This is a genomic window from Pseudomonas sp. Tun-23181 (assembly GCF_057415455.1).
Genome location: NZ_CM171630.1, coordinates 5,098,134 through 5,110,670 on the forward strand (window position 1 = coordinate 5,098,134; position 12,537 = coordinate 5,110,670).

The 12,537-nt window shown below is 65.2% G+C and carries 12 protein-coding genes and 1 tRNA gene; 7 read left to right on the forward strand and 6 right to left on the reverse strand.

Features of this window, described 5'->3' with window-relative positions:
- Positions 1-45 precede the first annotated feature (45 nt).
- From dapA to ACDI39_RS24150, 5 genes are all read left to right on the forward strand, one after another.
- Positions 46-924, forward strand: coding sequence for a 4-hydroxy-tetrahydrodipicolinate synthase (gene dapA / locus ACDI39_RS24130; protein WP_225787413.1), 879 nt, complete (start codon positions 46-48; stop codon positions 922-924).
- Between the two features lie 17 nt (positions 925-941).
- The gene (gene bamC, locus ACDI39_RS24135; protein WP_225787414.1) at positions 942-2,057 is read left to right on the forward strand and encodes an NlpB/DapX family lipoprotein; all 1,116 of its coding nucleotides are present in this window, start codon (positions 942-944) and stop codon (positions 2,055-2,057) included.
- On the forward strand, positions 2,058-2,816 hold the full coding sequence (locus ACDI39_RS24140; protein ID WP_253080962.1) for an MBL fold metallo-hydrolase: 759 nt from the start codon (positions 2,058-2,060) through the stop codon (positions 2,814-2,816).
- 29 nt (positions 2,817-2,845) lie between these two features.
- Positions 2,846-3,556 (forward strand): phosphoribosylaminoimidazolesuccinocarboxamide synthase, encoded by a 711-nt coding sequence (gene purC, locus ACDI39_RS24145; protein ID WP_225787416.1) that lies wholly within the window; start codon positions 2,846-2,848, stop codon positions 3,554-3,556.
- A 91-nt stretch (positions 3,557-3,647) separates the two neighbouring features.
- Positions 3,648-3,737, forward strand: a tRNA-Ser gene (locus tag ACDI39_RS24150).
- Between the two features lie 194 nt (positions 3,738-3,931).
- Here ACDI39_RS24150 and ACDI39_RS24155 read toward each other — a convergent pair.
- Entirely contained in the window at positions 3,932-4,819 is an 888-nt protein-coding gene (locus ACDI39_RS24155; protein WP_253167800.1) for a LysR family transcriptional regulator, read from the reverse strand.
- Positions 4,820-4,966: 147 nt separating this feature from the next.
- On the opposite strand from ACDI39_RS24155, the gene ACDI39_RS24160 reads away from it, so the two are divergent.
- A complete protein-coding gene (locus tag ACDI39_RS24160) occupies positions 4,967-6,178 on the forward strand; it encodes an MFS transporter (RefSeq protein WP_410045716.1) in 1,212 nt (403 codons plus the stop codon).
- Positions 6,179-6,196: 18 nt separating this feature from the next.
- Entirely contained in the window at positions 6,197-6,469 is a 273-nt protein-coding gene (locus tag ACDI39_RS24165) for a cyclophilin-like fold protein (protein WP_225787419.1), read from the forward strand.
- Between the two features lie 14 nt (positions 6,470-6,483).
- On the opposite strand, the gene ACDI39_RS24170 is transcribed toward ACDI39_RS24165, so the two are convergent.
- The 5 genes from ACDI39_RS24170 to ACDI39_RS24190 form a co-directional block, all read right to left on the reverse strand.
- Positions 6,484-7,506 carry an XdhC family protein gene (locus ACDI39_RS24170; RefSeq protein WP_253102854.1) on the reverse strand — a complete coding sequence of 341 codons (1,023 nt, stop codon included), beginning with the start codon at positions 7,504-7,506 and terminating at the stop codon, positions 6,484-6,486.
- A gap of 83 nt (positions 7,507-7,589) precedes the next feature.
- Positions 7,590-9,836, reverse strand: coding sequence for a xanthine dehydrogenase family protein molybdopterin-binding subunit (locus tag ACDI39_RS24175; RefSeq protein WP_225787421.1), 2,247 nt, complete (start codon positions 9,834-9,836; stop codon positions 7,590-7,592).
- Positions 9,836-10,291, reverse strand: a complete 456-nt coding sequence (locus ACDI39_RS24180) for a (2Fe-2S)-binding protein (RefSeq protein ID WP_225787422.1) — start codon at positions 10,289-10,291, stop codon at positions 9,836-9,838. The genes ACDI39_RS24175 and ACDI39_RS24180 overlap by 1 nt, the downstream gene beginning before the upstream one ends.
- A gap of 158 nt (positions 10,292-10,449) precedes the next feature.
- The gene (locus ACDI39_RS24185; protein WP_225787423.1) at positions 10,450-11,343 is read right to left on the reverse strand and encodes a LysR family transcriptional regulator; all 894 of its coding nucleotides are present in this window, start codon (positions 11,341-11,343) and stop codon (positions 10,450-10,452) included.
- Positions 11,344-11,571: 228 nt separating this feature from the next.
- A complete protein-coding gene (locus ACDI39_RS24190; RefSeq protein ID WP_225787424.1) occupies positions 11,572-12,474 on the reverse strand; it encodes a LysR family transcriptional regulator in 903 nt (300 codons plus the stop codon).
- Positions 12,475-12,537 lie beyond the last annotated feature (63 nt).

Sequence of the window (12,537 nt, forward strand, 5' to 3'; positions counted from 1 at the left end):
GCGCCAGTACCATTACGGCTCTCTTTTTCCGGCAGGAGCAGTTACATGATTGCGGGCAGTATGGTGGCATTGGTCACACCCATGGATGCACAAGGGCGTCTTGATTGGGACAGCCTCGGCAAACTTGTAGACTTCCACCTGGAAAAAGGCACCCATGCGATCGTCGCCGTCGGCACCACCGGCGAGTCGGCCACCCTCGACGTCGAGGAGCACATCGCGGTCATCGAATTCGTGGTCAAGCGCGTCAATGGCCGTATCCCGGTCATCGCCGGCACCGGCGCCAACTCCACCACCGAAGCCGTCCACCTGACCCAGAACGCCAAGAACGCTGGCGCCGACGCTTGCCTGCTCGTCGTGCCGTACTACAACAAGCCGACCCAGGAAGGCCTGTACCAGCACTTCAAGCACATCGCCGAAGCCGTCGACATCCCGCAGATCCTCTACAACGTGCCCGGCCGCACCTCCTGCGACATGCAGGCCGAGACCGTGATCCGCCTGTCGAAGGTGCCGAACATCATCGGCATCAAGGAAGCCACCGGCGACCTGGCCCGCGCCAAGGCGATCCTCGAGGGCGTGAGCGACGACTTCATCGTCATGTCCGGCGACGACCCGACCGCCGTCGAGCTGATCCTGCTGGGCGGCAAGGGCAACATCTCCGTCACCGCCAACGTCGCCCCGCGCGAAATGGCCGACCTGTGCGAGGCCGCCCTTGCGGGCAATGCCGAGAAGGCCCGCGCGATCAACGAAAAACTCATGCCACTGCACAAGCACCTGTTCTGCGAGGCCAACCCGATCCCGGTGAAGTGGGCGCTCGTCGAGATGGGCCTGATGCAACCGGGCATCCGCCTGCCGCTGACCTGGCTGAGCGAATCCTGCCACGACGTTGTCCGCCAGGCCCTGCGCCAGTCCGGCGTGCTGGTTTAATCGAGGAAGTACACCGCATGAAGCGACTGGTTGGCCTTTCCACCCTCGCCCTGATCATCTCCAGCACCAGCGGTTGCGGCTGGCTGTGGGGCGAGGATGGCTATTTCCGCGACCGCGGCAGCGATTACCTGCAGGCGCACCCGACCGCGCCGATGCAACTGCCGCCGGACGCCAGCAACGTCAAGCGTCTCGACCCGCTGCTGCCGATCCCGCGCAACGTCGCCGACGACCGCGTCACCGGCGAGTTCGAGGTACCCCGGCCGCAGCCGCTGTCGACCGCCGCCGAGGTCAGCGACTTCAGCCTGCAGCGCAGCGGCAACAGCCGCTGGGTACTGGCCCAGCGCTCGCCTGCCGAAGTCTGGCCGGTGGCCCACCAGTTCTTCGAGGACAACGGCTTCCGCATCGCCGAGGAGCGTCCGCAGACCGGTGAATTCAATACCACCTGGCAGCGTTTCGACGAGCTGTCCGCCTCCCTCGGCCAGCGTCTGGCCAGCACCGCCAGCAGCGGTGACAGTGAAGTGCGCGTCCGTGTGCGCATGGAGCCTGGCGTGCAGCGCAATACCTCCGAGGTCTACATCGTCAGTGTCGAGCGTCCGGCTGGCAGCACTGCCGAGCCCGACTTCCCGTCCAGCTCCACCAACACCGGTGCCGATGCGTTGCTGGTCGACGAAATGCTGGCCAGCATGAACCGCAGCGCCGAGAAGGGCGGTTCGGTCTCGCTGCTGGCCGCCCGCGACTTCGACGCGCCGAGCCGTGTCAGCCTGAGCGAGGACGGCAGCGGCAACCCGGTGCTGTACCTGGGCGCCGACCTGGACCGCGCCTGGTCCAGCGTGGGCCGTGCCCTGGAGCAGGGCGAATGGCGGGTCGAGGACATCAACCGCAGCTTGGGCCTCTACTACATCAACCTGTCCGAGAAGCCCGACGACAAGCAGAACGAGCCTGGCTTCTTCAGCCGCCTGTTCGGCAGCGCGCCGACCCAGGAAGAGCGTGAAGCCCGCGCCGAACGCTACCAGGTGCGCCTGAGCAAGGTCGCCGAGAGCGTCCAGGTCACTGTCGAGAAGGACATCAACACCGTGGCCCCGGCCGATGTGGCTCGCCGCGTGCTGAGCATGATCCAGGACCACCTGGGCTAAGTGCGCTTCGCGGTACTGGGAAGCGGCAGCCAGGGAAACGGCACGCTGATCGCCAGTGGTGATACCTTCATCCTGGTCGATTGCGGTTTTTCCTTGCGCGAGACCGAGCGGCGCCTGGCGCTGCTCGGCGTATCGGCGACGCAACTGAGCGCCGTGCTGGTGACCCACGAACATGCCGACCACGTGCATGGCGTCGGATTGCTGGCACGGCGCTACAATGTACCGGTCTACCTCAGCCAGGGTACCTTGCGCGGCATGCGCAAGCCGGTGGAGGTGGCCGGTTTTCTCGGTTGTGGCGACAACCTGTGCATCGGCGACCTGCAGGTCAGCGCGGCGCGGGTCGAGCACGATGCGTTCGAGCCGCTGCAATATGTGCTCAGCGACGGGCGTCGGCGCTTCGGCATGCTCACCGACCTGGGCTCCTACGACGGGCGCCTGCTGGACCGCTACCAAGGCCTGGATGCACTGCTGATCGAAGCCAACCACTGCCGTGACATGCTGGCCCGCGGACATTACCCGTACTTCCTGAAGCAACGGGTCGGCGGCAGCCAGGGACATCTGAACAACCACCAGGCCGCCAGCCTGGTGGCCGAGTTGGGCTGGCAACACCTGCAGCACCTGGTGCTGGCCCACCTCAGCAGCAAGAACAACCGGCCACAACTGGCCCGCCAGTGCTTCGTCGACACCCTGGGGTGCGACCCGGACTGGCTCCAGGTGGCGAACCAGGAACACGGGCTCGACTGGCGTGAAATCGCCTAGCCCACCCACTCAAGCAAGCGGAGCCCATCATGGAAAAACGCGAAGAACTCTACCGCGGCAAGGCCAAATCGGTTTACAAGACCGACGACGCCGACCGCTTGATCCTGCTGTTCCGTAACGACACCTCGGCGTTCGACGGCAAGCGCATCGAACAACTCGACCGCAAGGGCATGGTGAACAACAAGTTCAATGCCTTCATCATGCAGAAGCTCGAAGCAGCCGGCATCCCGACCCAGTTCGACAAGCTGCTGGGCGACAACGAGAGCCTGGTCAAGAAGCTGGACATGATCCCGGTCGAGTGCGTGGTGCGTAACTATGCCGCTGGCAGCCTGGTCAAGCGCCTGGGCGTCGAGGAAGGCATCAAGCTCGAGCCTTCGACCTTCGAACTGTTCCTCAAGAACGACGAGAAAGGCGACCCCTTCATCAACGAATCCCACGTGATCGCCTTCGGCTGGGGCACCGCCGAGCAGCTGGCGACCATGAAGCAGCTGTCGCTGAAGGTCAACGAAGTGCTGAGCAAGCTGTTCGACGACGCCGGCCTGCTGCTGGTCGACTTCAAGCTGGAATTCGGCTTGTTCCACGGCCAGATCGTCCTGGGCGACGAGTTCAGCCCCGACGGCTGCCGCCTGTGGGACAAGGAAACCCGCAAGAAGATGGACAAGGACCGCTTCCGCCAGGGCCTCGGTGGTGTCATCGAAGCCTACGAAGAAGTGGCCCAGCGCCTGGGCGTGCCGCTCTAAGCGCTACGCGCACGCAAGCGCCTGATACCACGCGAATTTTTTCAAAGAAGGGTTTGCCTTTCGCGAAATCGCTGGTATGATGCGCGCCACTGGAGAGATGCCGGAGTGGTCGAACGGGACGGATTCGAAATCCGTTGTACCTTCGCGGGTACCTAGGGTTCAAATCCCTATCTCTCCGCCATACATAGAGAAGCCCCACAGATTAAGATCTGCGGGGCTTTTTCGTTTCTGGGTTGTAGGTAGTCGCCCTACCGCCTAAGTCACGTTGGTGGCTGCAATCGCTTTCTTTTCACTGCCCTGCAGAGTGTGCATGACTTCTTGTAGCGCCAATGGCCGCTGCATCGGTATGCATCCTCTGCCTTCAAAAGCGGCCTGTCACATACGCAGAGCATTGACGACCAAGGTAAACGCATGGGATGGCTGCCGACGACTCGGGTAATACAAGTGATAACCCGGGAACGGCGCGCACCAGTCTTCCAGTACGCGAACCAGACGGCCATCCTCCAGGTGCGGGGCGAATTCCTCCTCGGGAAGAAACGCGATGCCCAGGCCTGCCAATGCAGCATCCACCATGCTGGGCGAGGTGTTGAATACCAGCTGGCCGTCCACCCGCACATTCAACGGCTGGCCACGCCGCTCGAACTCCCAGACGTACAGCCCACCTGCCGACTGCATGCGCTGGTTGATGCAGCTGTGCTTGAGCAGGTCGCGTGGGGTCTTGGGAACGGGGCGACCTTCAAAGTACGCCGGGGAGGCTGCAGCGGCCATGCGCAAGGGTGGGCCGATGGGAACCGCGATCATGTCCTTGTCGACGGTATCGCCCAGGCGCACGCCCGCGTCGAAACGGTCGGCAACGATATCGCGAAAGCCGTAGTTGATGTCGAACTCCATCTTGATGTCGGGGTACTCGCGCAAGAGGGGCGTGAGCTTGGGAAGCAGGTAGGTGCGCAGAATATGCTCGCCACAGGTGATCCGCACGGTACCTGCAGGCTTGTCTCGCATCTCGGTCAACTCGTCGAGCTCTGCTTCGATTTCGTCGAAGCGATGACCAATCGCCTTCAACAGGCGCTCGCCGGCTGCCGTAGGCGACACGCTGCGCGTGGTGCGGGTGAGCAGGCGGATGTCCAGCCTCGCTTCCAGCCCGCTGATTGCCTGGCTCAGGGCGGACTGGGTCACGCCCAGCAGCGAGGCGGCGCGGGTGAAACTGCCTTCCCGGGCAACGGTCACGAATGACAACAGATCGTTGAGGTTTCGTCTGACCATGGCTGCTGCGTCCCACACTTGACTGATTAGTAGGTCTTATATCCCCTTTAAGCATTCATTAGCTAGTAATGGGGCCCGGCATGTTCCACCATTTCCAACGCCTGCCATCACCGGGCTCCTTTTTCCTGACTATTCCAGCTGTAGCAGATGACTGAAAACATCGAGAGAACCCTATCCTCAAACGACCAGACGCAGGCACCCATTGCCCATTGGAGCGGTGTCTTCGCGATGTCGCTGTGCGTGTTCGCGCTGATCGCCTCCGAGTTCATGCCCGTCAGCCTGCTGACGCCAATCGCGGCCGATCTCCAGGTCACGGAGGGGATGGCCGGGCAAGGTATCGCCATCTCCGGCGTGTTCGCCGTGTTGACCAGCCTGTCGATCTCCGCGTTGGCCGGCGGCATGAACCGCAAGACGTTGTTGCTGCTGCTGACCGGGGTGATGGCCCTGTCGGGTGCCGTCGTCGCGCTGGCGCCGAACTACCTGGTCTATATGGTCGGCCGTGCGCTCATCGGTGTGGTCATCGGTGGCTTCTGGTCCCTGTCGGCGGCAACGGCCATGCGCCTGGTGTCGCCCCACCAGGTGCCGCGTGCCCTGGCGATCTTCAACGGCGGCAATGCGCTGGCCACGGTGATCGCGGCGCCGCTGGGTAGCTACTTGGGGTCGATCATGGGCTGGCGTGGTGCGTTCTTCTGCCTGGTGCCGGTGGCGGCGATTGCCCTGGTCTGGCAATGGGTGAGCCTACCGGCCATGCAGGTCCCGCAGCGCCCGTCGGCTGCGAGCAATGTCTTCACGGTGCTCAAGAACCGGGCCGTGGCATTGGGCATGGCTGCTTGCGGTGCCTTTTTCATGGGCCAGTTCGCCTTGTTCACCTATGTGCGGCCGTTCCTCGAGAAGGTGACGCAGGTCGGCGTGTCCACCTTGTCGCTCATCCTGTTGGTGATCGGCGTCGCCGGTTTCATCGGGACCCTGTTGATCGGCAGCGTCCTGCGGCGCGGCCTGTACGGGACGCTGATGGTCATTCCAGTGGTGATGGCGGCCATTGCATTGACGCTGATTCCACTCGGTGGCTGGGCTGCGGCGGTCGTGGCGCTGCTGGGCCTGTGGGGCCTGATAGCGACCTCGGCGCCGGTGGGCTGGTGGAGTTGGATCGCCAAGGCCATGCCCCACAATGCCGAGGCTGGCGGCGGGCTGATGGTCGCGGTCATCCAGCTGGCCATTGCCCTGGGGTCTACCATGGGCGGCGTATTGTTCGATGCCAGCGGCTACCAGAGCACCTTCGTCGTGAGTGCGGCCGTGCTGCTGCTTGCGGCTTTGCTGACCTTCCTGACCTCGCGCGCGCCAGCGCCCAAGGTCGCCTGAGCCCCGCTGGCGGGGGCAATGCCCGAGATTACCAAGGAATCACCCATGTGGATGACCGGCGGCGAACGCCGCTTTGCCATTACCTTGGCCGATACCGAGGCGGCCCATGCCTTCGCCGCGATGTTGCCGCTGGCCATCGACATGGCCGACCTCAATGGCAACGGGAAGCACGCGGACTTGCCGAAGCCGCTTCCACAGGGACAGCGCTCAACTCATGACTGGCGCCGAACCTTGTGGGGCTTGCCGGTGATGGGGCGCGAAGCGGCCCCAAAAATGCCGGCTGAAAGTTAACTGACCGGCATTCGCTAGGTCGTCAGCACCTGGCGCTCCCTGGCGCGCTTGGCCCTGGACACGCTGATTTCACCGGGCAGGGCGACGGCATTCTTGCTGGCAAGGACTTCGGCCATGACGCTGACCGCGATCTCGGCCGGTGTCTTGCTGCCGATGTAGATGCCGATAGGGCCATGCAGGCGCTTGAGCGACGCCTCGGTTTCGCCGAAATGCTCGATCAGGCGCTCGCGGCGCAGCTGGCTGTTGCGCCGCGAGCCAATCGCGCCAATGTAGAACGCCGGGCTGTGCAGGGCTTCGAGCAGGGCGAGGTCGTCGAGCTTGGGGTCGTGGCTGAGGGCGATGATGCAGGTGCGCTGGTCCGGGACGAAGGCCCTGACCACGTCATCTGGCATGCCGACGATCTGCTCGACGCCCGGCAGGTGCCAGCCGGCCTGGTGTTCGGGGCGGGGATCGCAGACCGACACGTTGAAACCGTTGAACAGGGCCATGGTCGCCAGGTACTCGGCCAGCGCACCGGCACCGATCAGCAGCATGCGATACCCTGGGCCGAGCGTATTGACCATGCGCTGCCCGTCGAAGCTGAACTGGTCTGGAACCGGGGTCGGGGTGAGGCTGACTTCGCCATTGGCCAGGTCCAGTTCGCGGCGTACCAGGTTGCCCGTGTCGAGGCTGGCGAGGAGTTCGTCCAGGCTGTCCACGGCCGGCTGGAACTCCAGGACCAGCTCCAGCGTACCGCCGCAGGGCAGGCCGAAGCGATGGGCCTCGTCGGCGCTGACACCATAGCGGACCACCTGCGGCAGGTCGCCGTGCATGCCGGGCCCGCCATAGGCCGTGGTGTGGCGGTGGATGAGATCGTCCTCGATGCAACCACCGGACACGCTGCCCACCACGCGCCCATCGCCGCGCAGCGCCATCATCGAGCCGACAGGCCGTGGCGACGAGCCCCAGGTGCGGGCAACGGTGGCCAGCAGGACGCGCTCGCCAGCGGCGAGCCAGTCGCGGGTGGTGCGCAGTACGAGCAGGTCGATGCTTTCCATGGGTGTCGCGAAGCCTCTATGGTGTCTGTGCTGGCTTGCGCGGCCTGCCAGCGGATCTTGCGCATCAGCGATCGTCCAGCGCGTCAGCCGAACGTATGGCGGCTCAGCGGTATGCTGCGAATACGCTGGCCGGTCAGTTGCGCCACCGCATTGGCCACGGCGGGCGCCACCGCTGGCAGCGGCGGTTCGCCGATGCCGCCCATCTTCGCGCCGCTCTCGACGATACGCACATGCACCCGGGCCATGCGCGACGGCGGCAGGATCGGGTACTGGTCGTAGTTGCGTGCCCGCGGCATGCCATCGCGCCACACCGCTTCCTCCAGCAGCGCTTGCGACAGGCCCAGGGCCACGGCCCCGTTGACCTGGGCCTCGATGATCGCTGGGTTGACGATGCTGCCCGGATCGATCGCCTGCCAGATGTCGTGGACCTTGACCTGGCCGTCGTCGATCGACACCTCGGCGATCACCGCCGCCTCCGAGCCGAACGGCGAGGCCATGGCCACGCCACGGGCGCGCTTGCTGCCGTCCTCGGCGGTGAACGGGCCGCGTTTCCAGCCCCCGGACAGCTCGCCGACCGCCTGCAGCAGGTCGCTCAGGCGCGGGTTGTCGCGCAGTAGGTGCAGGCGCAGCTCGAAGGGGTCGTGACCGCCTTTGTCGGCCAATTCGTCGAGAAAGGCCTCGTAGAAGAAGTCGTTCAAGGAGTTACCCACGGAGCGCCAGTAGCCGAGCATGGCAGGCCCTTTGACGTAGACCTGGGCGATGCGCTTGTTGGCGATGGCATAGGCCTTGCCCGCCAGCCCTTCGAGCGCACTGGGGTCGAGTTTCTCGCCCTGCTTGCCGGCGATGGCTTCGGTAGGGCCTTCGGTGGCGCTCACGGCTTCCAGGGCCACCGGCAGGCCTTTGTCATCCAGCCCGGCGCGGAACTTGACCACGGCCATGGGGCGCAGGACATCGCGCAAGAACTCCTCCTCGCGGCTCCAGATCACCTTGACCGGGCGGCCGACCGCCTTGGCCAGCGTGATCGCCTGCGGGTAGGGATTGGCCGAGTCGTAAAGAAAATGCCGGCCGAAGAAGCCCCCCAGCAAGGGCGAGTGCAGGGTGATCCGCGCAGGCTCGAGCCCGGTGCGCTTGGCGATGTCGTCGCGGAACATGTCTGGCGCCTGGTTGGGCAGCCAGACCTCCAGCGAGCCGTCAGGGTTGAAGCGTGCCGTCGCTGACGGTGGCTCCAGCTGGGCATGGTTGAGGTACTGGTTATGGTAGGTGGCCTCGACCGTGGTCTTGGCGCTGGCCAGGGCAGCAGCCACATCGCCTTCCTTCTCGTCGTCGCGCCCTGGGCCGGGCTGGGCGGCCAGGTGCTCGCGCCAGGCGTCGCTGGAAAAGTCCTTGGGCATCGGCCGCACCTTCGAGTCCGGGCCCGGCTCCTGCCAGTCGACCTGCAGCGCCTCTGCTGCGCGTTTGGCATGCCACCAGCGTTCGGCGACCACCGCCACCGCGCCTGGCAACTGGTGCACCGAATGCACGCCCTTCATGGCCTTGACCTGCGCTGCGTTGCGCAGGCCGCCGACGGTCATGCCCAGGCGCGGTGCGTGCTGCACGGCGGCATGCAGCATGCCGTCGACCTTGATGTCGATGCTGTACTGGGCCTTGCCGGTGGACTTGTCGTAGGCATCGACGCGCTTGACCGGCTTGCCGATCCAGCGGAACTGGCTGGGGTCGCGCAGCTTGACGGTGGCCGGGTCCGGCACGGGCAGGTCCATGGCGCGCTCGGCCAGTTCGCCATAGCTGATGGTACGGCCCGAGGCGGCATGGACCACCTTGCCGGGCTCGGTGGAGAGCTCACCCAGCGGCACGCCGAAGTGCTCGGCGCCGGTCTGCAGCAACATGTTCCGGGCCAGGGCGCCGAGGCGGCGCATGGTCGGGTAGCTCATGCGTACTGACATGCTGCCTCCGGTGATGCGCATGCCGTTCTCCATGACCACGTAGGCCTCGCCGGGCGGTGCACTCTCGACCAGGAAGGTGGCCGGGTCGGCATCCAGTTCTTCGCCGACGATCTGCGCCATCGAGGTGTAGGTCCCCTGGCCGCCCTCCATGAACGGGCTGAGCAGGCGCACGGTGTTGTCCGGGCGGATCTCCAGGAAGGCAGGCACCTGGGTGCCACGCTCGGTGGTCGCGGCGGCGGCCTGCACACGGGCCGACCCCAGTGGCAGGCCGAAACCCAGTACCAGCGCACCCACGGCGGTGCCGGCGAGAAAGCGTCGGCGGGACAGGTTGACGGTTTCGCCCACGGGCAGGTGCAGCAGGTCTTCAGGGGTTTCGATGCGCGTCTTCATCAGGCCTTACCCCCTTGGGCCAGGTCATGCATGGCGGCATGAATGGCGTTGTAGGTGCCGCAGCGGCAGAGGTTGACCATCGCGGCGTCGATCTGCTCGTCGCTGGGCCTTGGCGTGTGCTTGAGCAGCGCGGTCGCCGCCATCACCTGGCCAGACTGGCAATAGCCGCACTGGGCCACCTGGTGCTCGACCCACGCGGCCACGACCCGTTTGCCCACCTCGTCGGCTTCGATCGCTTCGATGGTGGTCACCTCACGCCCGACCACAGCGGCCGCCGGGGTGACACAGGCACGCACGACGTTGCCATCGACCAGCACCGAGCAGGCGCCGCACTGGGCGAGGCCACAGCCATACTTGGTGCCGGTCAGCCCCAGGTCGTCGCGAATCACCCACAACAAGGGCGTGTCGGCCTCGGCATCGACCTGATAGGTCCGTTGGTTGATTTTCAGCTCCATGGCTCACCCGTAATCAGTCGGTTGATGTGTCGATTTTTCTTGTAGGGAGGAGGGCCAAGCACGCCCAATCCCGAAACGCTAGCACAGCGTCGCTGGGCCAAGGCCTAGCCGCCATCGCTAGGACCTAGCGATGGGATTGATAAATCGCCTGCGCAGCTTCAATCCGCCAGCCGCAAGGCGTCGATCACCACCTGCATGGCCCGCGAGGTTTCCCGGTGCGCGGCGTAATAGAGGTGAAAGCCCGGAAAGCTGCGCCACCACTGCTCCAGCACCGGCAGGGCGCGCCCGGACTCCAGGTGCGGTCGGGCCAGGTCCTCGGGCACATAGGCCAGGCCATGGCCATCGAGCGCCGCATTGAGCACCTGGTAGATGCCATTGAACACCAGGCGGCCCGGCACGCGCACGTTCATCTCCTGCTCGCCGTGCTTGAGTTCCCAGGCATAGAGGTTGCCGTGGGTGGGCAGGCGTAGGTTGATGCACGCGTGCGTCATCAGGTCGGCAGGGGTTCGGGGGCGCTCGCGGGTGGCGAAGTAAGCGGGCGTGCCGATGATGGCCATGCCGAAGGGCGGGCCGATGGGCACCGCGCAGATGTTCTTGGCCAAGCCGTCGCCGAGCCGTACGCCAAAGTCGAAGCGGCCCTGGACGATATCGGTGAAGGCATAGTCGGCGTGCAGTTCCAGGTGCAGCCGCGGATGCTGGGCCAGGACTGGTGCCAGCTTGGGCCACAGCAGTGTGTCGATGGCATGGTCGCTGGCCGTGATACGCAAGGTGCCGCTGACCGTGTCGCCGAACTCGGCCACGGCGTGCAATTGCGCTTCGATGGCTTCGAGCCTGGGCGCCACCGAGGCGAGCAGACGCTCGCCCGCCTCGGTCACCGACACGCTGCGGGTGGTGCGCGTCAGCAGGCGCACGCCCATCTGCGCCTCCAGGGTGCGGATGGTGTGGCTGAGCATCGACTGCGACATGCCCAGTTGCGCGGCGGCACGGGTGAAGCTGCGTTCACGCGCCACGGCGACCAGGGCCAGCAATTGGCTGTAGGGCTCCTTGGCCATTGGCCGGTCTCCTCGGGTTGGCTGTTCCAGTGTAATGGGCGCTGACGTGGCCTGCCTCAGGGGCGGGCTGGCGGCGTCGGTCGGTGCCCCTGGGGAGCGCAGGGGGAGGGCTGGGTGATGTTCATTGGCTTCGCGGCCTGGAAATACGACAGGCGGTAGAGTCTAGGTATCAGCGGGGTCAATAAAAACCCGCATAAAGCGCATGTAGCTATGTATCAGATTGATAAGTCAGTCGAGACGCAAGGCGCCAATCAGCAACGCCATGGCACCGGAAGGCTGTCGGCGGCTGGGGTAGTACAGGTGCAGGCCCGGCCACACCGGGCACCAGTCGTCGAGCAGGCTGATCAGGTCGCCGGCCTGCAGGTGGGCGGCCAGCAGCTCCTCGGGCAGGTAGGCGACCCCCAACCCGGCCAGGGCGGCGTCGAGAATATCGAAGGTGGTGTTGAACACCAGCTGGCCTTCGACCTTGAGGTTCAGCGAGCGTCCTTCTTTGCTGAATTCCCAGGGCCACAGGTTGCCATGGGTGGGCAGGCGGATATTGATGCAGTTGTGCTGCAGCAGGTCCTCGGGCACTTGCGGTGCGCCATGGCGCGCCAGGTACGCCTTGCTGGCCACCACGGCGAATCGTGCATCGGGGGCGATGCGTACCGCGATCATGTCCTGTGCCAACGATTCACCCAGGCGCACGCCAGCATCGAAGCGCTCGGCGACGATATCGACGAACCCGTTGTCGGTGAACAGCTCGACCTTGATGCCGGGGTACTGGGGCAGGAACTGCTTGAGCTTGCTCATCAGTACCGTGCGCACCGCATGGTCCGAGGCGGTGATGCGGATCGTTCCGGTGGGGCTGTCGCGCAGGTCGTTCATGGCCTCGAGCTCGCCGTCGATCATTGCCATCTCCGGCGCCACCGTGCGCAGCAGTTGTTCGCCAGCCTCGGTGGGCGTGACGGTCCGTGAGTTGCGCACCAGCAGGCGGGCCCCGAGCCGCGTTTCGAGGGTGCGCACCGCGTGGCTGACGGCAGTCTGCGACATGCCCAGGCGGGCTGCGGCCTTGGTGAAGCTGCGCTCGCGGGCCACTTCGAAAAAGATCGGCAAGCCGGTGAAGGCGTCGCGCAGAGACTTGTGCTCCATGAGTGATGACCTCAGTGGCGTGGGGCAGGGGGCACCGTACGTGATTGGTGGGAAGTTTTGTAG

What these genes read in the sequence shown, in the direction of transcription:
- dapA (WP_225787413.1), top strand. Translation starts at nt 46, where the DNA reads ATGATTGCGGGCAGTATGGTGGCATTGGTCACACCCATGGATGCACAA.
- bamC (WP_225787414.1), top strand. Translation starts at nt 942, where the DNA reads ATGAAGCGACTGGTTGGCCTTTCCACCCTCGCCCTGATCATCTCCAGC.
- purC (WP_225787416.1), top strand. Translation starts at nt 2,846, where the DNA reads ATGGAAAAACGCGAAGAACTCTACCGCGGCAAGGCCAAATCGGTTTAC.
- ACDI39_RS24155 (WP_253167800.1), bottom strand. Translation starts at nt 4,819, where the DNA reads ATGGTCAGACGAAACCTCAACGATCTGTTGTCATTCGTGACCGTTGCC.
- ACDI39_RS24160 (WP_410045716.1), top strand. Translation starts at nt 4,967, where the DNA reads ATGACTGAAAACATCGAGAGAACCCTATCCTCAAACGACCAGACGCAG.
- ACDI39_RS24165 (WP_225787419.1), top strand. Translation starts at nt 6,197, where the DNA reads ATGCCCGAGATTACCAAGGAATCACCCATGTGGATGACCGGCGGCGAA.
- ACDI39_RS24170 (WP_253102854.1), bottom strand. Translation starts at nt 7,506, where the DNA reads ATGGAAAGCATCGACCTGCTCGTACTGCGCACCACCCGCGACTGGCTC.
- ACDI39_RS24175 (WP_225787421.1), bottom strand. Translation starts at nt 9,836, where the DNA reads ATGAAGACGCGCATCGAAACCCCTGAAGACCTGCTGCACCTGCCCGTG.
- ACDI39_RS24180 (WP_225787422.1), bottom strand. Translation starts at nt 10,291, where the DNA reads ATGGAGCTGAAAATCAACCAACGGACCTATCAGGTCGATGCCGAGGCC.
- ACDI39_RS24185 (WP_225787423.1), bottom strand. Translation starts at nt 11,343, where the DNA reads ATGGCCAAGGAGCCCTACAGCCAATTGCTGGCCCTGGTCGCCGTGGCG.
- ACDI39_RS24190 (WP_225787424.1), bottom strand. Translation starts at nt 12,474, where the DNA reads ATGGAGCACAAGTCTCTGCGCGACGCCTTCACCGGCTTGCCGATCTTT.